18 protein-coding genes are annotated in these 18,069 nt (G+C 74.1%); 14 read left to right on the top strand and 4 right to left on the bottom strand.

From position 1 onward, the window contains the following. Positions 1-108 precede the first annotated feature (108 nt). The 5 genes from GXP74_RS36690 to GXP74_RS36670 all read left to right on the top strand — a co-directional run bounded on the left by GXP74_RS36690 (position 109) and on the right by GXP74_RS36670 (position 5,444). Positions 109-1,044, top strand: a complete 936-nt coding sequence (locus GXP74_RS36690; protein WP_182455517.1) for a Ppx/GppA phosphatase family protein — start codon at positions 109-111, stop codon at positions 1,042-1,044. 251 nt (positions 1,045-1,295) lie between these two features. Beyond that, positions 1,296-2,102, top strand: a complete 807-nt coding sequence (locus GXP74_RS36685; RefSeq protein ID WP_182456897.1) for a sugar phosphate isomerase/epimerase — start codon at positions 1,296-1,298, stop codon at positions 2,100-2,102. A gap of 32 nt (positions 2,103-2,134) precedes the next feature. Then, positions 2,135-2,908, top strand: a complete 774-nt coding sequence (locus tag GXP74_RS36680) for a class I SAM-dependent methyltransferase (RefSeq protein ID WP_182455516.1) — start codon at positions 2,135-2,137, stop codon at positions 2,906-2,908. 89 nt (positions 2,909-2,997) lie between these two features. Continuing rightward, positions 2,998-4,842: a dihydroxy-acid dehydratase gene (gene ilvD / locus GXP74_RS36675; RefSeq protein ID WP_182455515.1), complete on the top strand. Its 1,845-nt coding sequence runs from the start codon at positions 2,998-3,000 to the stop codon at positions 4,840-4,842. Between the two features lie 92 nt (positions 4,843-4,934). After that, the gene (locus GXP74_RS36670) at positions 4,935-5,444 is read left to right on the top strand and encodes a hypothetical protein (protein ID WP_182455514.1); all 510 of its coding nucleotides are present in this window, start codon (positions 4,935-4,937) and stop codon (positions 5,442-5,444) included. 30 nt (positions 5,445-5,474) lie between these two features. On the opposite strand, the gene GXP74_RS36665 is transcribed toward GXP74_RS36670, so the two are convergent. Then, positions 5,475-5,807, bottom strand: a complete 333-nt coding sequence (locus GXP74_RS36665) for a hypothetical protein (protein ID WP_182455513.1) — start codon at positions 5,805-5,807, stop codon at positions 5,475-5,477. Positions 5,808-5,851: 44 nt separating this feature from the next. Beyond that, positions 5,852-6,301, bottom strand: coding sequence for a hypothetical protein (locus tag GXP74_RS36660; protein ID WP_182455512.1), 450 nt, complete (start codon positions 6,299-6,301; stop codon positions 5,852-5,854). Positions 6,302-6,882: 581 nt separating this feature from the next. Here GXP74_RS36660 and proC point away from each other — a divergent pair. Continuing rightward, positions 6,883-7,692, top strand: a complete 810-nt coding sequence (gene proC / locus GXP74_RS36655) for a pyrroline-5-carboxylate reductase (RefSeq protein ID WP_182455511.1) — start codon at positions 6,883-6,885, stop codon at positions 7,690-7,692. 52 nt (positions 7,693-7,744) lie between these two features. Continuing rightward, on the top strand, positions 7,745-8,401 hold the full coding sequence (locus GXP74_RS36650; RefSeq protein ID WP_182455510.1) for an HAD family phosphatase: 657 nt from the start codon (positions 7,745-7,747) through the stop codon (positions 8,399-8,401). A 21-nt stretch (positions 8,402-8,422) separates the two neighbouring features. Here GXP74_RS36650 and GXP74_RS36645 read toward each other — a convergent pair whose 3' ends face one another. Then, positions 8,423-9,862 carry a M23 family metallopeptidase gene (locus GXP74_RS36645; protein ID WP_182455509.1) on the bottom strand — a complete coding sequence of 480 codons (1,440 nt, stop codon included), beginning with the start codon at positions 9,860-9,862 and terminating at the stop codon, positions 8,423-8,425. Positions 9,863-10,076: 214 nt separating this feature from the next. Here GXP74_RS36645 and GXP74_RS36640 point away from each other — a divergent pair, with 214 nt between their 5' ends. The 7 genes from GXP74_RS36640 to GXP74_RS36610 all read left to right on the top strand — a co-directional run bounded on the left by GXP74_RS36640 (position 10,077) and on the right by GXP74_RS36610 (position 16,607). Then, the gene (locus GXP74_RS36640) at positions 10,077-11,300 is read left to right on the top strand and encodes an MFS transporter (RefSeq protein ID WP_182455508.1); all 1,224 of its coding nucleotides are present in this window, start codon (positions 10,077-10,079) and stop codon (positions 11,298-11,300) included. Next, a complete protein-coding gene (locus GXP74_RS36635; RefSeq protein WP_182455507.1) occupies positions 11,297-12,460 on the top strand; it encodes an acetoin utilization protein AcuC in 1,164 nt (387 codons plus the stop codon). Before GXP74_RS36640 ends, GXP74_RS36635 begins: the two co-directional genes overlap by 4 nt. A gap of 39 nt (positions 12,461-12,499) precedes the next feature. Further along, positions 12,500-13,423: a phosphatase gene (locus GXP74_RS36630; RefSeq protein ID WP_370468509.1), complete on the top strand. Its 924-nt coding sequence runs from the start codon at positions 12,500-12,502 to the stop codon at positions 13,421-13,423. A gap of 125 nt (positions 13,424-13,548) precedes the next feature. Beyond that, positions 13,549-13,758 carry a helix-turn-helix domain-containing protein gene (locus GXP74_RS36625; protein ID WP_030261033.1) on the top strand — a complete coding sequence of 70 codons (210 nt, stop codon included), beginning with the start codon at positions 13,549-13,551 and terminating at the stop codon, positions 13,756-13,758. A 248-nt stretch (positions 13,759-14,006) separates the two neighbouring features. Further along, positions 14,007-14,105: a 30S ribosomal protein bS22 gene (locus GXP74_RS36620; protein WP_003948845.1), complete on the top strand. Its 99-nt coding sequence runs from the start codon at positions 14,007-14,009 to the stop codon at positions 14,103-14,105. A gap of 232 nt (positions 14,106-14,337) precedes the next feature. Beyond that, entirely contained in the window at positions 14,338-15,408 is a 1,071-nt protein-coding gene (locus tag GXP74_RS36615; protein ID WP_182455506.1) for an NAD-dependent epimerase/dehydratase family protein, read from the top strand. Beyond that, positions 15,408-16,607: a lysophospholipid acyltransferase family protein gene (locus GXP74_RS36610; RefSeq protein ID WP_182455505.1), complete on the top strand. Its 1,200-nt coding sequence runs from the start codon at positions 15,408-15,410 to the stop codon at positions 16,605-16,607. Before GXP74_RS36615 ends, GXP74_RS36610 begins: the two co-directional genes overlap by 1 nt. Before the next feature lie 74 nt (positions 16,608-16,681). Here the strand turns inward: GXP74_RS36610 and GXP74_RS36605 are convergent, their stop codons facing one another. Next, a complete protein-coding gene (locus GXP74_RS36605; RefSeq protein ID WP_182455504.1) occupies positions 16,682-17,887 on the bottom strand; it encodes a DUF5667 domain-containing protein in 1,206 nt (401 codons plus the stop codon). Positions 17,888-18,069 lie beyond the last annotated feature (182 nt).

Below are 18,069 nucleotides of genomic sequence, written 5' to 3'. Positions count from 1 at the left end.
CCTCGGGGGGACGGCAGGGGCGGTACGCACCGGAGAACGCTGCTCCGGGCCCAGCGGGTTCCGGGTGCGGGGTGATCGTCGCCCGGCTATCGCGTAGCGTTGACGGTTATGCGACTCGGCGTTCTCGATGTGGGATCCAACACCGTCCACTTCCTGGTGGTGGACGCGCACCCGGGTGCCGCACCCGTGCCCGCGTACTCGCACAAGATCGAGCTGCGGCTGGCCGAACTGCTGGACGAGCAGGGGGCGATCCGCGAGGACGGGGTGCAGCGCCTGGTCGACATGGTCGCCTCCTCGATGAGGGTGGCCGAGGACAAGGGCGTGGAGGAGGTCCTGCCGTTCGCCACCTCGGCGGTGCGGGAGGCCGTCAACGGCGAGGACGTGCTCAAACGGGTCGAGCGGGAGACCGGCGTCGAGCTGCGGGTGCTCTCCGGCGGCGACGAGGCCCGGCTGACCTTCCTGGCCGCCCGCCGCTGGTACGGCTGGTCGGCGGGGCGGCTGCTGCTGCTCGACATCGGCGGCGGCTCGCTGGAGATAGCCTGCGGCGTGGACGAGCAGCCCGACGCGGCGGTGTCGCTGCCGCTGGGCGCCGGACGGCTGACGGCGGGCTGGCTGCCCGGCGACCCGCCGACCCCGGACGCGGTGCGGACGCTGCGCCGCCACGTGCGGGCGCAGATCGCCCGGACGGTCGGGGACGTGGCCCGGGTCGGCGTGCCCGACCACTTCGTCGGGACCTCCAAGACCTTCAAGCAGCTGGCTCGGATCACCGGCGCGGCGCGGGAGGCCGACGGCCCGTACCAGAAGCGCGGGCTGACCCGGGAGGCGCTGGCCGCGTGGGTGCCCAAGCTCGCGGCGATGAGCACCGCGCAGCGGTCGGTGCTGCCGGGCGTCTCCGAGGGCAGGGCGCGGCAGCTGCTCGCCGGGGCGCTGGTCGCGGACGGCGCGATGGACCTGTTCGGGGTGCGGGAGCTGGACATCTGCCCCTGGGCGCTGCGCGAGGGCCTGATCCTGCGCCGGCTGGACCAGATGGAGGGGGTGTCCTGACCGGCCCGCACCGTTTCGCCGGACGCGCTCCCGTCCCGTCCCGCCGCCGACACGTTTAGGCTGTCTCCGTGGCGGAAGCAGCGGACGAGCAGCCGAGCCGGGAACCGGGAGCCGGGGCGCCCCCGGGCCGGGCCCGGGGCGGGCGGGCGGCCAAAGCGACCGGCGTCGCGGCGAAGCGGGCGGCGCCCGCGCGGGTGCCGCTGCCGCACGCGCCGCGCGCGGCCGGGACGGTCGGGGCCGGGCCCCGGTTCGTGCCCGCCGCCAAGGTCGCCCTGTCCACCGCCTCGGTCTACCCGGAGAACACCGCCGCCGCGTTCGAGATCGCCGGGCGGCTCGGCTACGACGGCGTCGAGGTCATGGTGTGGACCGATCCGGTCAGCCAGGACATCGAGGCGCTGCGGCGGCTGTCCGACTACCACGGCGTGCCGATCCTGGCCGTGCACGCGCCCTGCCTGCTGATCACCCAGCGGGTCTGGGGCACCGACCCGTGGACCAAGCTGCTGCGGGCGCGGGCGGCGGCGGAGAAGCTCGGGGCCTCCGCCGTGGTGGTGCACCCGCCGTTCCGCTGGCAGCGGCAGTACGCCCGGGACTTCGTCCAGGGCATCTGGCGGATGGCGGACGAGACCGACGTCCGGTTCGCGGTGGAGAACATGTACCCGTGGCGCTACCGGGACCGCGAGGTCGCCGCCTACGCGCCCGACTGGGACCCGACCACCGAGGACTACCGGCACTTCACCGTCGACCTGTCGCACGTCGCCACCTCCCGCACCGACGCGCTGGCGATGGTCGACCGGATGGGCGACCGGCTGGCGCACGTGCACCTCGCCGACGGCTCCGGCTCCGCGAAGGACGAGCACCTGATCCCCGGGCGCGGCACCCAGCCCTGCGCCGAGCTGCTGGAACGGCTCGCCCGCGGCGGCTTCGACGGCCACGTGGTGCTGGAGGTCAACACCAGGCGCTCCGCGGGACCGGTCGAACGTGAGGCGGAACTCGCGGAGGCGCTGGCCTTCACCCGGCTGCACCTGGCGACCGCCGCCCGGGTAGGTTCACCCCGCTAGCCCTTCCCGACGCAGTGGATCGGAGCCCCGGCATGTCGTCGTCCTTCCTGCACGGAACCACCCTCTCCAGCTCCTTCGGCGCCGTCGCCGCCCAGTACGACGCGGCCCGCCCCAGCTATCCCCAGGCGCTGTTCGACGCGATCGAGGAGCTGACCGGCAGGCCGCTGCGCGGCGCCCGGGTACTGGACGTCGGCGCGGGCACCGGCATCGTCACCCGGCTGCTGCTCGGCCGCGGCGCCGAGGTGGTCGCGGTCGAGCCCACCCTGGGCATGGCGCGACAGCTGGCCTCGGTGCTGCCGCGGGTCCCGCTGGTGCGGGCGGACGGCAACCGGCTGCCCTTCGCCGACCGCTCCGCCGACTTCGTCACCTACGGCCAGGCGTTCCACTGGACCACCCCGGACCAGTCCGTGCCGGAGGCCCGCCGGGTGCTGCGCCCGGGCGGCGCGCTCGCGGTGTTCTGGAACGTCAAGGACCGCTCCCAGGGCTGGCCCGCGGCGCAGGAGCGGCGGCTGACCGCTGCCTGCCCGGACTACCACGGCTACGGGGCGGTCAACCAGAGCGCGTCGGAGCTGGAGCGGCTGGGCCTGCGCACCGGCAAGGCGCTGCTGAAGTGGAGCCGCAGCATCCCGCTGGAGCAGTCGCTGGCCGACCTGGGCTCGCGCTCCTACCTGGCGGTGCTGCCGGAGCCGCGCCGCGCGGAGGTGCTGGCGGCGGAGCGGGAGGCACTGCTGGCGGTCTTCCCGGACGGCGTGGTCCGCGAGGACTTCCAGCTGGACCTGACGGTCGGCGTGAACGACCGGGGCTGACCGCCGACCGTACCGGATGCCGGACGCGGCGTCCGAGGGGCGGGCGGGCGGCGTAGGCTCGAACGCCAACGACGAAGGAGTTGAGCACAGTGCCCGAGCTGAGGTCTCGTACCGTCACCCATGGCCGCAACATGGCCGGCGCCCGCGCCCTCCTCCGGGCCGCAGGCGTGGCCCGTGAGGACTTCGGCAAGCCGATCATCGCGGTGGCCAACAGCTTCACCGAGTTCGTGCCCGGGCACACGCACCTCCAGCCGGTGGGCCGGATCGTCTCCGAGGCGGTCCAGGCAGCCGGGGGCATCCCGCGCGAGTTCAACACCATCGCGGTGGACGACGGCATCGCCATGGGCCACGCCGGGATGCTCTACTCGCTGCCCTCGCGCGACCTGATCGCCGACTCGGTCGAGTACATGGTCGAGGCGCACTGCGCGGACGCGCTGATCTGCATCTCCAACTGCGACAAGATCACCCCCGGGATGCTGATGGCCGCGCTGCGGCTGAACATCCCGACCGTGTTCGTCTCCGGCGGCCCGATGGAGGCCGGGAAGGCCACCCTGGTCGACGGCACCGTCCGCAAGCTGGACCTGATCAACGCGATCTCCGACGCCGTCAACGAGAACGTCTCGGACGAGGACATCGCCCGGATCGAGGAGAACGCCTGCCCGACCTGCGGGTCGTGTTCCGGCATGTTCACCGCCAACTCGATGAACTGCCTGGCCGAGGCCATCGGCCTGGCGCTCCCCGGCAACGGCTCGGTGCTGGCCACCCACACCGCCCGCAAGGCGCTCTACCAGGCCGCCGGGCGCACCGTCGTCGAGATCACCAAGCGTTACTACGGCGAGGACGACGCCTCGGTGCTGCCGCGCAGCGTCGCCTCCCGGGCCGCGTTCGAGAACGCGGTCGCGCTGGACGTCGCCATGGGCGGCTCCACCAACACCATCCTGCACCTGCTGGCCGCCGCCCAGGAGGCCGAGCTGGACTTCGACATGGCCGACATCGACGCGCTGTCGCGCCGCCTGCCGTGCCTGTCCAAGGTCGCCCCCAACGGCTCGTACTACATGGAGGACGTGCACCGGGCCGGTGGCATCCCGGCGATCCTCGGCGAGCTGTACCGGGGCGGGCTGCTGAACGAGGACGTGCACAGCGTGCACAGCCCGTCGCTGGCCGACTGGCTGAAGACCTGGGACGTGCGCGGCGGCTCGCCGTCCGCCGAGGCCGTCGAGCTGTGGCACGCCGCGCCCGGCTGCGTCCGCTCCGCCTCCGCCTTCTCCCAGTCCGAGCGCTGGGACACACTGGACACCGACGCGGCGGGCGGCTGCATCCGCGACGTCGAGCACGCGTACTCCACCGAGGGCGGCCTGGCGATCCTCTACGGCAACCTGGCGGTGGACGGCTGCGTGGTGAAGACGGCCGGGGTGGACGAGTCGATCTGGCGCTTCCAGGGCCCGGCCGTGGTCGCCGAGTCGCAGGAGGACGCGGTCGACGCGATCCTCACCAAGCGGGTCAAGGAGGGCGACGTGGTGGTCATCCGCTACGAGGGCCCCAAGGGCGGCCCGGGCATGCAGGAGATGCTGTACCCGACGTCCTTCCTCAAGGGCCGGGGCCTCGGCAAGGCCTGCGCGCTGGTCACCGACGGCCGCTTCTCCGGCGGTACCTCCGGTCTGTCCATCGGCCACGCCTCGCCGGAGGCGGCCTCCGGCGGCACCATCGCGCTGGTCCGCGACGGCGACCTGATCACCATCGACATCCCCGCCCGGTCGATCCGGCTGGAGGTCTCCGACGAGGAACTGGCCGCCCGCCGGGCCGAGCTGGAGGCGACCACCGGCTACCGCCCGGCCAGCCGCGAGCGCAAGGTCTCGGCGGCGCTGCGGGCCTACGCGGCGATGGCGACCAGCGCCGACAAGGGCGCGGTCCGGGACGTCTCCGCGCTGGGCTGACCGGCTCGTCGCTGGGCCGACCGGTTCGTTGTGACGCGGGTCGCCTTCCCCCTGCGGGGGGAGGGGCGGCCCGTTGTCGCATAATCGGAGTCGTGTCCGACGACCGCGCGTCCAACTCCAGCCGCAGCCCCAGCCCCAGCCCCGAGCCCATCCGCTTCTTCGGCACGGCCTGGGTCACCCACGACACCGGCTACTGGCTGCGCCGGGTCGCGGTCAGCGTCGGCGCGCTGGCGGCGACCGTCGCCGGGGCGCTGCTGATGCGCCTGGGCGTGCAGGGCGTGCTGATCTCCAAGTCCGGGTCGCTGGTGAACGTGCTGCTGGTGGGCGCGGTGCTGGTGTGCACGGCGGTGGCGGCGGTCCGCGCCTGGAACGTGTTCACCAGGGGCAGGGCATCGCTGACCGGCTGGATGGCGGAGGACCGCTCGGTCGGCCCGATGCTCGCCATCGGCTTCGTCGGCGCCCTCGCGGTGTACTTCCTGCGCAGCCTGACCGAGGCCCCCGGCGAGGCGGAGAAGCGGGCCGGCTACGAGCGGGCCCTGGCCGCGTCCCGCGCCCGCTCGCGCCCGGTCCCGGCGGGCGCCGCCCGCCGCCGGCGCCGCTGACGCCGGGCGCTGCCCGGGGCGGTTCAGCGGTCAGACGTGGTTGCCGATCCAGCCCAGCACGTCGGCGGGCCCGGCCTGGGCCAGCACCAGCAGCACCGCCACCACCGCTACCGCGAGCACGGCGCGACGGACACCGCGCCGCCGCAGCGGGCCGCGCTCGTACCAGCGGCGGGGCGGGGTCGGCTCGGGCCGCCAGGAGGTGTCCTCCGGCGGTTCCCGCTGCCACTTCGACGCCAGCAGCCGGGCGCGCGCCGAGCCCTCCTGGTGGGTCGCGCCGCGCACGAAGTCCTCGTCCAGGACCAGCCCCTCGAAGGGGTCGGGCTCGTTGGGGGTGGTGTTGTGGGAGTCGTCCAGTGTGGCCACTTCGACAGTATGCCTACCATCCGATAGGGCCGGGGTAAGAATGATCAGTTCTGGCTGCGCCGGGAGGCCGTGACCGAGCCGACCACGCCGATGACCACGCCCAGCACCGCCGCGTGCCACAGGCCGGTGAAGATGCTGGCGAAGACGCCGGAACCGCTCAGGAAGAACTGGGTCAGGGTGTTGGTGACGGCCAGTCCGACGGCCGGGACCAGCGCCGTCTCCCACGGGTGCTCCGCCGCCCAGCGGCGCAGCCTGCGGTCGCCCTTCCTGCCGACGACCGAGCCGACGCCGCCGACCAGGAAGAACAGGAACAGGGCGATGCCCGCCGGGCCCGCCAGCACGCTGAGCGACCAGTGCAGGGTGATCAGGTCGACGGCGAGCGCCGCGCCGCCGCCGACAACGCCGACCGCGCCGGCGGTACGCCACGGCCCGAGGGTCGTGGACGCCACGGCGAGCTGGCTTGATTCGCGGGTCGAGACATCGCTGCTTGTCATATCTCCACGGTGCTCTTCCGAAGCCCCCGAAGCTATAGGGGACAACCCTGAGTTTGCCCCGACAGCGAGCCGCCCCCGGGGCGCCGCCCCAGCAGCCCGCCCGTCCGTAGCATGGAGGACAGCGCACCTCTGCGAGGGGGTCCTCCACGCGGCCTCGGCACCGCGAACTCCTCGACCGGGCCCGGGAGATCGCCGACTCCAGCGTCAAGGCCGAGTTCTCCGGCGACGCCGTGATCATGCAGCTTCCGCCCTCGGCGATCCACCAGCGGAACCTCTACACGGTCGCCCGGCAGTTCGACGCCCATATGCCCGAGGGCTACCTGCCGTCGCAGAACACGGATCTGGAGTCGCCCGCCGTCGGCACGCTCCGCAACCCCGATCTGACCTACCTGCCCGAGGAGGGACGCGGCCTTCGGCGAGCGGGTGCAGATCCCGGAGCCCTTCTCCTTCACCCTGGACACCGGCCGCCTGCTGCCGTACTGACTTCCGACGCCGACGCGGGTCCGTTGCCGGGCGCGCACGGGCGTTTCGGCTGGTGGACGGGGCCGGTGCGGGGTGGGGTGCGGTGGGAGGATGGCGGTATGACGCAACGAGTCGCTGTCCTCGGTACCGGAAAGATCGGCGAGGCCCTGGTGTCCGGGCTGCTGCGGGCCGGGAAGGCCCCGGCGGACGTGCTGGTGACCGCCCGCCGCCCGGAGCGCGCGGCGGAGCTGCGCGAGCGGTACGGGGTGGAGGCGGTCAGCAACGCCGAGGCCGCCAAGAGCGCGGACACGCTGATCCTGACCGTGAAGCCGCAGGACATGGGCGTGCTGCTGGAGGAGCTGGCGCCGCAGGTGTCGGCCGACCGGCTGGTGATCTCCGGCGCGGCCGGGGTGCCCACCGCCTGGTTCGAGGAGCGGCTGGCGCCGGGCACCCCGGTGGTCCGGGTGATGACCAACACCCCGGTGCTGGTGGACGAGGCGATGAGCGTGATCTCGGCCGGTTCGCACGCCGCCGAGGAGCACCTGCTGCGTACCGAGGAGATCTTCAAGCCGGTCGGCCGGACGCTGCGGGTGCCCGAGTCGCAGCAGGACGCGGCGACCGCGCTCTCCGGCTCGGGACCGGCGTACTTCTACTTCCTGGTGGAGGCGATGACCGACGCCGGGATCCTGCTCGGCCTGCCGCGCGCGGTGGCCGCCGACATGATCGTGCAGGCGGCGGTGGGCGCCTCGGTGATGCTCCGGGACTCCGGCGAGCACCCGGTCAAGCTCCGCGAGGCGGTCACCTCCCCGGCCGGGACCACCATCGCGGCGATCCGCGAGCTGGAGAACCACGGGGTGCGCGCGGCCCTGCTGTCGGCGCTGGAGGCGGCCCGCGACCGCTCCCGGGAGCTCGCCTCGGGCGGCAGGTGACGGGGCAGGTGACGGCGGCAGGTGACGGGGTCGGCACCGCTAGGGTGACCTGATGCGCTACGACTTGGTGATCTTCGACAACGACGGTGTGCTGGTGGACAGCGAGCCGATCTCCAACCGGCTGCTCGCCGACTACCTGACCGGTCTGGGGTACCCCACCACCATCGAGGACTCCTACCGGGACTTCATGGGCGCGGCGGCGCACACCGTGCACGACGTGATCGCGGCCCGGCACGACGGGGCCAGGCTGCCGGAGACCTTCGACGAGGACTTCCACGCGCGGGTCTTCGCCGCCTTCCAGCAGGAGCTGCTGCCGGTGGCCGGGGCGGCGGAACTGCTGAAGCGGGTGCGGGAGTCCGGGGTGCGCTACTGCGTGGCCTCCTCGGCGCACCACGAGTGGATCCGCACCGCGCTCGGCCGGACCGGGCTGGACGGGTTCTTCACCGACGGCCAGCTGTTCAGCGCCCAGGACGTGGGCCGGGGCAAGCCCGCCCCGGACCTGTTCCTGCACGCCGCCGCGACCATGGGCGTCCCGCCGGAGCGCTGCGTGGTGCTGGAGGACAGCCCGCTCGGGGTGGCCGCCGCGCGCTCGGCCGGGATGGACGTCTTCGGCTACACCGCGCTCACCCCGGCCGAGCGGCTGGCGGCGGCGACCGGGCAGTACAGCGACACCGCGCAGGTCCCGGCGCTGCTCGGGCTGGTCCAGTAGCGAACCGGTCGGGAACCGGCCCTAGTCGGGGACGCTGAAGCGGCGGCCGCGCAGCGGGTCGCCGCGCAGTTCGGCCAGCCGGAACGGCAGCCCGCCGCCGGTGCCCGGCAGCGGGCGGGAGGCCCGGGTCTCCGCCCGCAGGTGCAGCGCCGGTTCGCTGCCGTCGCCGGAGTTGCCGACGGCGGCGATCAGCGTCCCGGCGGTGAGGTGCTGGCCGCGCCGGACCCGGACGCTGTCCTGCCGCAGCCAGGAGAGCACCACCAGCGCGCGGCCGGTGTCGATGGCGATGTGGTTGCCCTCCGGATGGCTCGCGCCGGACTCGAACGGGCCGTGGTCCGGCAGCCCGTCGACGGCGGCCACCACCACCCCGTCGCAGGGGCTGAGCACCGGGTGGCCGTGGATCGCGTACCGCTCGTTGACGGCCGGGGCCAGGCCCAGCGCGCGGCGTCCGCGCCACAGCTCGCCGTCGCCGAGCTGGACCAGGTCGACCGCGTACCGGTGCGAGCGACCGCCGCCGGGCAGCAGCGACTCCTGGGCGTAGCGGTTGACGGCGGGTCCGCCGCCCTCGGTGACGGTGAACCGGCCGCCGCGCAGCGGCGAGTCGAGCACCAGCGGGTGGGCGCTGGGGGAGGGCCGGACCGGTCGGCAGCGGCGGTGGGTCCAGCCGGCCAGCCCGATCACGGCCAGCGCCAGGGCGGCCTCCGGCAGGCCGGGGGCGGTCCACGGCAGTCCCGGTCCGAGCAGTGGCAGCGCCCGGGCGGCGGCCAGCAGGGCGGCGGCCAGCGGCAGCAGCGGCAGCAGCCGGAACCACGGCGGCAGGGTGTGCGCGGGCGCGGTGCGCAGCACGTACCAGGCGAAGGCCGGGGCCTGCGCCAGCAGCAGCACCCAGCCGGTGGCGGTGTCGGTGAGGTACGGGACCGTCAGTTCGACGGCGGTCGCGGCGGCGTAGGCCAGGATGGTGCGTTGCAGCGTGGCCGCGGCCGGGGCGGGCACGCTGGCCGAGGCCCGGGTCAGCCGGGAGCCGGCGGCCGGGGCGCCGGGCGGCTCCGGCGCGGCCGCGACGGCGGGCCGGGCGTCGTCCCCGGCCGGGGTGGGGGCCGGGACGATGCCCGCGCGGTCCCGGGCCAGCAGCGCGCCCGGGCCGGTGACCAGGGTGGTGAGCCGCCCGTCCGGGTCGGTCACGGCCCAGACCAGCTCGTTGCCCCGGTCGAAGGCGAGCCGGTGCAGCTCCTGCTGCGGGCGGACCGAGCGCAGTGCGCCGTGCCGTTCGCGCAGCGCCGCCACGGTCTCCAGCAGCCGCTCCAGCGGCACCCGGGCCAGCAGCTCCGGCGCGAACAGCGCGGGGGCGGGCGGCTCCGGGCCGAACAGCCCGGTCAGCGCCAGGCCGGTGGGGTCCTGCGGCGCGGGCGCCTGGGACACGATCCGGCGCAGTGGGGCGAGGAGGCGGTCGCGCGTACCCATGTGAGCCCTTCCCAGGCGGTCGACAGCTGGTCGGCGGACGGCCGGGGACGGCGGGCCGTGTCCGTGCTCTCACGTTAGGTAACGATCGGGGCGCTCGGCGGAACCGACGTGGGTTGCAGCTTGCGATCTTTTGCCGCCGCCCCTTCCGGTGCACCGGGCGAGTACGTACGCTCGCGCCTACCTGTTCGAGTACTGGTGAGTAAGGACGTGCGTCATGGCTGATCCGACGGCGGCGGGCGACACCGGTGCGGTGACCCCGCGACTGCGGCAGGCCCGGGTGGCGCTGCTGGTCAGCTACCTCGTGCAGGGCGCGGTCTTCGCGCTGCTGGTGACCCGGATCCCGGCGATCCAGAAGCAGTACGGGATCAGTGACGGCCTGCTGCCGGTGTTCCTGGCGGCGGTGCCGGTGCTGGCCGGGGTCGGCTCGATCTCGATGGAGTGGGTGGTCAAGCGGACCTCGCCGCGGGCCGTGCTGCGGGTGGTCCAGCCGCTGGTCTGCCTGACCCTGCTGGGCGTCGGCGCGGGCGACCGGCTGTGGGAGGCCGGGGCCGCGCTGGGCGCGTTCGGGCTGATGGTCGGCGGCCTGGACGCCAGCGAGGCGATGTCGGCGGTGTCGCTCCAGCACCGCTACGGCCGGAGCATCGTGCAGGGCTTCTACGCGGTGTTCAGCCTCGGCGGGATCATCGGCGCGATCCTGGCCTGGGCCGGGGCGCACTGGCACCTCAGCCAGTTGGCGCTGTTCGGCACCACGGCCGTGGTGGCGATCCCGATCGTGCTGGTCGCCGGGATCTGGTACGCCGGACCGGCCGAGCTGGGCCGCGCGGTCGAGGAGGCGGCGGCCGCCGCGGCCCGCTCCATCCCGTGGAAGCCGCTGCTGCCGCTCTGCCTGGCCATGTGCGTGGCGTACATCGCCGACTCCACCGTCTCCAACTGGAGCGCCAAGTACATGCAGGACCTGATGCACACGTCCAGCCAGATGTACTCGGTGCCGTACGCCGCCTACATGGTGGTGGCGCTGCTGGGCCGGATGCTCGGCGACGGCAGGGTGCAGCGCTGGGGCGGCGTGCGCACGGTGAAGCTGGGCGCGATCGTCTGCGCCCTGGGCTTCGCGCTGGTGGCGCTCGCGCCGGAGGAGTGGACGGCGGTGCTGGCGTTCGCGGTGGTCGGCCTCGGCGTCAGCGTGGTGGTGCCGCAGGTGTTCGCGGCCGGTGGCCGCCTGTTCCCGGGGGACGCGGACGCGGCCGTGGCCCGGCTGAACATCTTCAACTACGTGGGCTTCCTGGTCGGCTCACCGCTGGTGGGCGCGATCGCGGGCGGCTCCGGCTACCGGGTGGCGATGCTGGTGCCGATGGTGCTGGTGCTCGCCGTGCTCACGGTGACCCGGGCGTTCGGGGCTGATGCGCCGCAGCCCGCGGCAGTCGATACCGTGGCGGTATGACGCCGCTGCGACTGCTCTGGAACGAGGCCGACACCGGGTACGACTTCGGTCCCGGCCACCCGATGGACCCGGTCCGGCTGGAGCTGACCATGGCGCTGGTCCGGGCGTTCGGCCTGGACCGGCTGCCCGGGGTGACCGTGGCCACCGCCCCGGCGGCCGGTGACTCCACCCTGGGCCTGGTGCACGAGCCCGAGTACGTGGCGGCCGTCCGCCGGGCCGGGCGGACCGGCGAGCCGGACCAGGCGCGCGGCATCGGCACCGAGGACAACCCGGCCTTCCCGGCCATGCACGAGGCCTCCGCGCTGATCGCCGGTCAGTCGGTGGCCGGGGCCGAGGCGGCCTGGGGCGGCGGCCGGGCGGTGAACTTCGCGGGCGGGCTGCACCACGCGATGCCCGGCAGCGCCTCCGGCTTCTGCGTCTACAACGACGCCGCGCTGGCCATCGCCCGGCTGCTGGAGCTGGGCGCCGAGCGGGTCGCCTACGTGGACGTGGACGTCCACCACGGCGACGGCGTGCAGGCGGCGTTCTACGACGACCCCCGGGTGCTCACCGTCTCGCTGCACGAGCACCCGCGCACGCTCTTCCCGCAGACCGGCTGGCCGGAGGAGACCGGGGGCCCGGGGGCCGAGGGGACGGCGGTGAACCTGGCGCTGCCCGCCGGGACCGGCGACGCCGGTTGGCTGCGGGCCTTCCACGCGGTCGTCCCGCAGCTGCTCGAAGCATTTCAGCCACAGGTGCTGGTGAGTCAGCACGGCGCGGACACCCACCTGGAGGACCCGCTGGCGCACCTCGCGGTCACCCTGGACGCGCAGCGCGCGGTGGCCGTGTCCATGGCCGAGCTGGCGGACGCCCACGCGCAGGGCCGCTGGCTGGCGCTCGGCGGCGGCGGTTACGCGGTGGCCGACGTGGTCCCCCGGGCCTGGACCCACCTGGTCGCGGTGGCGGCCGGGCAGCCGATCGACCCGCTGACGCCCACCCCGGAGGAGTGGCGGGCGGAGGTGCTGCGGCGTACCCGGCAGCGCGCCCCGGAGCGGATGACCGACGGCGCGGACGGCACCTGGAAGGACTTCGACGGCGGCTACGACCCGGCGAACCGGCTGGACCAGGCGGTGCTGGCCACCCGGCGCGCGGTCTTCCCGCACCACGGCCTGGTCGTCTGAGGCCCGCCCCGGCCGTCCGGGGGCTGCCACACTGACGGCGTGAGCGGTTTCGGCGGCGGTTCCAGCTGCGGCAGCTGCGGTTTTCGCGGCGGTTTCCGCGGCGGTTTCCGCGGCGTGATCAGCGCGGACGAGCTGGCCGCGCAGCTGACGGCCTGCCGGATCGCCGGGCCGGTCGCCCGCCGGGAGCGGGTGCTGCGCAACTGCGCCCGGTTCGCCCACGGCGACCCGGAGCTGCGGCTCGGTCTCGACCCGGAGCGGGACTGGCCCGCCGACCGGCTGCTGGCGCTGCTCGCCCGCCGCTGCGGGGTCTCGCCCGACCCGGCCCACCGGCACGGCCCGGACACCCTGGACCCGGAGCTGACGGTCCGTGCCCTGGACGCCCTCGCCGCAGTCCTCGCCCGGACCGCCGCCGCCAGGGGGACGGTGCTCACCGGAACCGGCCACCCGGGCCCGCTGCTCGGCTTCTACGCCGCGCTGGCCGGGGCGCTGCGCGCGGCGGGCTGTTCGCTGCCCGTACCAGGGCGGGGGCGTGCATTTCAGGCTCACGCGCCGGAGGGTGCGCGCCGGTGCGCCCTCGACTACGTGCGCCGGGTGGGGGTGGTGCGGGTGTATGAAGAGACGTCCCCGAACGGAGCCCCCCGCTCCGTCGGACCTGGCGCCGCACCCCTCGCCGACCCGGTCCACACGCACTCCCCGCAGCCGGTGAGGATCGCCCTGGCGGCCCTGGCCGAGGCCGGTCATCCCCGCCCTGACCTGGTCATCGGCGACCACGGCTGGATCTGCGGGGCGGGCCGCCTGGGCGTCCCGGCGGTCGGCCCGGCCGACGCCGACGACCCGGCGGTGTTCGTCGCCGAGGCCGAGGGGCAGGTGGCGGTGGCCGTCCCGCTCGACGACGGTGCGCGACCGGAGTGCTACGGAATGCTTACTGCCTACGTACTGCAACAGGCCGGTATGTCTCAGTAGCGATTGGCTACTTCTCCCCCTTCCCACTGGTATCACCCATAACTACCCTGGGGATACGCGTGTGTTGGCTGGAGTCACCGGAGGGGAAGCCGGTGCCCGTCACACGGATAAGGGTCGGTGTTGTCATGGCGTCTGGCGAGCGGCCTCTGAACGAGGTCAACTTCCTCACCGTGGCGGAGGTCGCCTCGGTGATGCGAGTGTCGAAGATGACCGTGTACCGCTTGGTGCACAGCAGCGAGTTGCCCGCGATCCGCGTGGGCCGCTCGTTCCGGGTACCCGAGCAGGCGGTGCACGACTACCTCAGGGAGTCCTACGTGGGGCGGGAGACCGCGTAGGGCACCGGAGCCCAACCGCACCGAGCGGCAACCGAGCAGCGACGGCAGCAACGGGAGCACAGCGCCACACGGCCCGGCCGGAGCCGCCCCGAAAAGGGGGCGGATTCCCGGCCGGGCCGTGGCGTTCAGCAGGGCGCGAGGGGCCGATTACACCCTGGGCTCAGGTTTCGGTACGCTGGTGGCTTACGTCAGTCGTTTGGACTCTGACTCCCGCTCCTGCGGGTTTGTCCAGTGAGTGAGGGTTGTCAGTGGGTTCCGTCATCAAGAAGCGCCGCAAGCGTATGGCCAAGAAGAAGCACCGCAAGCTGCTGAAGCGCACGCGGGTTCAGCGTCGCAACAAGAAGTAGGCCTCGGGCCGCCACGCGCGGTCACAAGGTGTCCAGCCGCCCGCTCCGGCACTAGTGTCGGAGCGGGCGGCTGCGTTTTTCCGGGCGAAGCCGCCGGAAGCTGCTGAAACGTCCCGGCTGACACGACGGCACACACGACGCAGCCCTCCTGACACGGTCGGGCAACAACCCCGGGATAACGTGCGGTCAAGAGGCCGGGGGGCCTCGGCGCGCAGGCGGAAAGGACGGTCCAGTGGGAAAGGTCGTGCTGGTCACCGGGGTTGCCCGGCACCTGGGCAGCCGGTTCGTCCAGGCCGTGCGGCGCGAGCCGGGGGTCGACCTGGTCGTCGGCGTCGACGTCCAGCCCTCCGGGTACGACCTCGCGGGCGACCACGACGCCTCGCCGCTGGCCGCGTACACCTTCGCCGCCGCCGACATCCGCCGCCCGACCGTGGCCAGGATCATCGCCGAGCACCGGGTGGACACGGTGGTGCACCTCAACGTCAGCGCCACCACCCTGGGCTCCACCAGCCGCTCCACGGTCAAGGAGACCAACGTCATCGGCACCATGCAGCTGCTCGCGGCGGTGCAGAAGGCCCCGACCGTGCGGCGGCTGGTGGTGAAGTCGACGACCAGCGTGTACGGCTCCGCCCCGCGCGACCCGGCCGTGTTCCACGAGCGGATGCAGCCCAAGGTGCTGCCCAGCGGCGGCTTCGCGAAGGACGCGGTCGAGGTCGAGGGCTACGTCCGGGGCTTCGCCCGGCGGCGGCCCGACGTCGCGGTGAGCGTGCTGCGCTTCGCCAACATCGTCGGCCCGCACGCCGACACCCCGCTGAACGAGTACTTCTCGCTGCCGGTGCTGCCGACCGTCCTCGGCTACGACCCGAGGCTCCAGTTCGTGCACGAGGACGACGCGGTCGAGGTGCTGCGGCTGGCCTCGGTCGAACCCCGGCGCGGCACCACCAACAGCGGCACCTTCAATGTCGCCGGGGACGGCGTGCTGGTGCTCTCGCAGGCCGCCCGGCGGCTCGGGCGGCCGACGGTGCCGATGCTGCTCCCGGCGGTCAGCTGGGTGGCCGGGCTGGCCCGGCAGACCCGGATGCTCGACTTCTCGCCGGAGCAGCTGCGGCTGCTCACCCACGGCCGGGTGGTCGACACCACACACCTGCGGGAGACCTTCGGGTACATCCCCGCGTTCACCACCGAGGCGGCACTGGCGGACCTGGGCCGCAGTACCCGGGCGGGACTGCTGCCACCGGAGCGGATCGCCCGGTGGACGTCCCGGGTGGCCGAACTGCTGCCGGTCGGCGGAGGAGGCAACTGATGAGTTCGGCGAGGGAACGGGCCGTGAACGAGGCCAAGGTGATCCCGATCGGCGGTCGCCGGGCGGGCGGCCGGGCGAAGGGCGGGGAACGGACCGCTGCGCAGACGGCCCAGGCCGCGAGCGCCGCGCCCGGGGTCGCCGCCGCGCGGACCGCCGCCCGGGCCGCCCGGGCGGCGGGCGGCGGGCAGGTCCCGCCGGTCTCGCTGGCACCGCCGGTGGCGCCGGTGGCGCCGGACGCCGACCCGGCGCCGGGCGCGGTCGACGACGGCGCGGAACGGGGCATGGCCGAGGCGGTCGCCGGTGCCGTCGGCAGTGTGCTGGCCGGCCCGCTGGGCGGGCTGGCCGAGCGGGCGCTGGGGAAGGGCTGGGAGGCCCGGGCGGCCGGCGGCCTCGGCTTCCTGCGGCGGCGGCTCACCGGCGAGTACCGGGTGGACGAGTTCGGCTTCGACCCGGAGCTCACCGACAAGGTGCTGCTGACCGCGATCCGGCCGATCGCCGAGAAGTACTTCCGACTGGACGTCAGGGGCGCGGAGCACCTGCCGACCGAGGGCGGGGCGCTGGTGGTCGCCAACCACTCCGGGGTGGTGCCCTGGGACGCGCTGATGACCCAGGTCGCCATCCACGACCACACCCCCGGTCGGCGGCACCTGCGGATGCTCGCCGCCGACCTGGTGTTCGTGCTGCCGGGGGTGAACGAGCTGGCCCGGAAGGCCGGTCACACCCTCGCCTGCAACGAGGACGCGCAGCGGCTGCTGGAGCTGGGCGAGATCGTCGGGGTCTGGCCGGAGGGCTTCAAGGGCATCGGCAAGCCCTTCTCCGAGCGCTACAAGCTGCAGCGCTTCGGCCGGGGCGGGTTCGTCTCCTCGGCGCTGAAGGCCGGGGTGCCGATCATCCCGTGCTCGATCATGGGCGCGGAGGAGACCTACCCGATGATCGGCAACGCCCGCACCGTGGCCCGGCTGCTGGGGCTGCCGTACGTGCCGATCACGCCCACCTTCCCGTGGCTGGGACCGCTGGGCGCGGTGCCGCTGCCGACCAAGTGGACGATCCAGTTCGGCGAGCCGATCCCCACGCACGACTACCCGCCGGAGGCGGCGGACGACCCGATGCTGGTGTTCAACCTCACCGACCAGGTACGGGAGACCGTGCAGCACACCCTGTACCGGCTGCTGGTGCAGCGGCGCTCGGTGTTCTTCTGAGCGGATGCCTTCTGAGCGGATGTCCTGTCTGAGCGGTTCGGGCCCGGCGGGTGAACGCCGGGCCCGAACCGGTGTCAGCTGCCGCCGCCGGACAGGCCGATGCCGATGGTCGGCAGCAGCCCGGGGAGCAGCGGCGGCACGGTGAGGCCGTTGCCGTCCGGGGCGCTCGCCGAGGGGGTGGCCTCGGGCTTGCTCCCGGCCGAGGGCGTGCTGGACGGGCTGCTGCCGTCGCCGCCGCCGGTCAGCAGGCTGCCCAGACCGCCGAGGGCACCGCCGCCGGTGGCGGCGCTGGGCGTGGCACTGGGCGCCGCGCTCATGGTGCCGGTGCCGGTGCCGGAGACGGTCGCGCCCTGCGGCCGGACGCCGCTGTGGCTGGTGCCGACCGAGCTGGAGCCGGTGCCGGAGACGGTGCTCGCGGACGGCCCGGCGCTCACCCCGGGCAGCGCCGCGCTGCCGGATCCGCCGGACGGCGGAGCCAGGTGCAGCGGGGCGAGGTCAGCGCTTATCCCCGACAGCAGCTGCCGCAGCCGTCCGGCCATCGGGTCGGCCTGGCTGGGCAGGTGCGGCGCGATCGCGTCCAACTGGCTCTGCTGGGCGCTGTCGAAGCTGGCCAGGCTGCGCAGCGGGGCCAGCGAGTGGCTCTGCTGGTAGATCGCCTGGAGCAGATCCCGGCCCTGGGAGCCCTCGGCGTTCATGTCGCTGAGCGCCCTGGTCACCTCGGCCGCGACATGCGGGCTCAGGGTGTGCCGGTCCGCCTGCTCGGCGATCAGCTTGCGGGCCTCGGACATCCGCTGTGAGGCCTCGCCCAGCAGCAGCTTGCCGCGCTGGGCGTCGGAACCGGCGAAGTCCAGCCGCCAGTTCTCCAGCCCGCGCTTGACCCCGTACAGGGCGTCGCCCGGGATCGCGGAGGAGCTGGCCGCGGCCACCCCGCCGAACGCGCTGACCACCACGCCCGCCGCCAGCCCGCTCACTGCGAGCTTGCGGCCCCAGCCGGTGCTGGGCCGGAACCGGCCCGGAGCCGCGCGGTGGCTGCCGCGCTCGCGCTGGACCGGGACGCCACCGCCGCCGCCGCCGGCGAAGGCCCGTTCGAACTCGGCCATCAGCTGGGCGCGCTGGACTGTCCGGACCTCGGGGGCCAGGGTGGGCGCGGGCATGGAGCCCAGGGTCTCCACCATCGTCAGCAGCTCTGGGAACTGCTGTGCGGCGGCGGTGCCAGGACCGTCCTCCACAGCGTCTGCGAAGGCTTTCGCCCTGCGGTGCTCTAGCACGTTGGCTGTCATGGGCAGCACCTCCTCTCGTCGTTGTCGACAACTCGGCCGACCGGACGGTTGCGCAGTCGTGCCTCGAACCACCCCAAAGGGTGAACCTCGGCCCCGGAGGGCTCGGGCACAGTGCCCAACGAGCGGCTGGTGCGCTCGGTTACGCGCACTGGATCGCGCGGGTGACGGACCGGCATCGACGG

This window comes from Streptacidiphilus sp. P02-A3a, from assembly GCF_014084105.1.
Taxonomy (GTDB): domain Bacteria; phylum Actinomycetota; class Actinomycetes; order Streptomycetales; family Streptomycetaceae; genus Streptacidiphilus.
Note: the sequence above shows the minus strand (reverse complement) of the source record. Positions and strands in the feature narration are given on the sequence as shown.

Bases quoted from the DNA above. Each gene is read 5' to 3' on its own strand.
- GXP74_RS36660 (WP_182455512.1), bottom strand. From the start codon at position 6,301: ATGACAAGCAGCGATGTCTCGACCCGCGAATCAAGCCAGCTCGCCGTG.
- GXP74_RS36625 (WP_030261033.1), top strand. From the start codon at position 13,549: ATGGCGTCTGGCGAGCGGCCTCTGAACGAGGTCAACTTCCTCACCGTG.
- GXP74_RS36635 (WP_182455507.1), top strand. From the start codon at position 11,297: ATGACGCCGCTGCGACTGCTCTGGAACGAGGCCGACACCGGGTACGAC.
- GXP74_RS36640 (WP_182455508.1), top strand. From the start codon at position 10,077: ATGGCTGATCCGACGGCGGCGGGCGACACCGGTGCGGTGACCCCGCGA.
- GXP74_RS36610 (WP_182455505.1), top strand. From the start codon at position 15,408: ATGAGTTCGGCGAGGGAACGGGCCGTGAACGAGGCCAAGGTGATCCCG.
- proC (WP_182455511.1), top strand. From the start codon at position 6,883: ATGACGCAACGAGTCGCTGTCCTCGGTACCGGAAAGATCGGCGAGGCC.
- GXP74_RS36680 (WP_182455516.1), top strand. From the start codon at position 2,135: ATGTCGTCGTCCTTCCTGCACGGAACCACCCTCTCCAGCTCCTTCGGC.
- GXP74_RS36645 (WP_182455509.1), bottom strand. From the start codon at position 9,862: ATGGGTACGCGCGACCGCCTCCTCGCCCCACTGCGCCGGATCGTGTCC.
- GXP74_RS36605 (WP_182455504.1), bottom strand. From the start codon at position 17,887: ATGACAGCCAACGTGCTAGAGCACCGCAGGGCGAAAGCCTTCGCAGAC.
- GXP74_RS36690 (WP_182455517.1), top strand. From the start codon at position 109: ATGCGACTCGGCGTTCTCGATGTGGGATCCAACACCGTCCACTTCCTG.
- GXP74_RS36650 (WP_182455510.1), top strand. From the start codon at position 7,745: ATGCGCTACGACTTGGTGATCTTCGACAACGACGGTGTGCTGGTGGAC.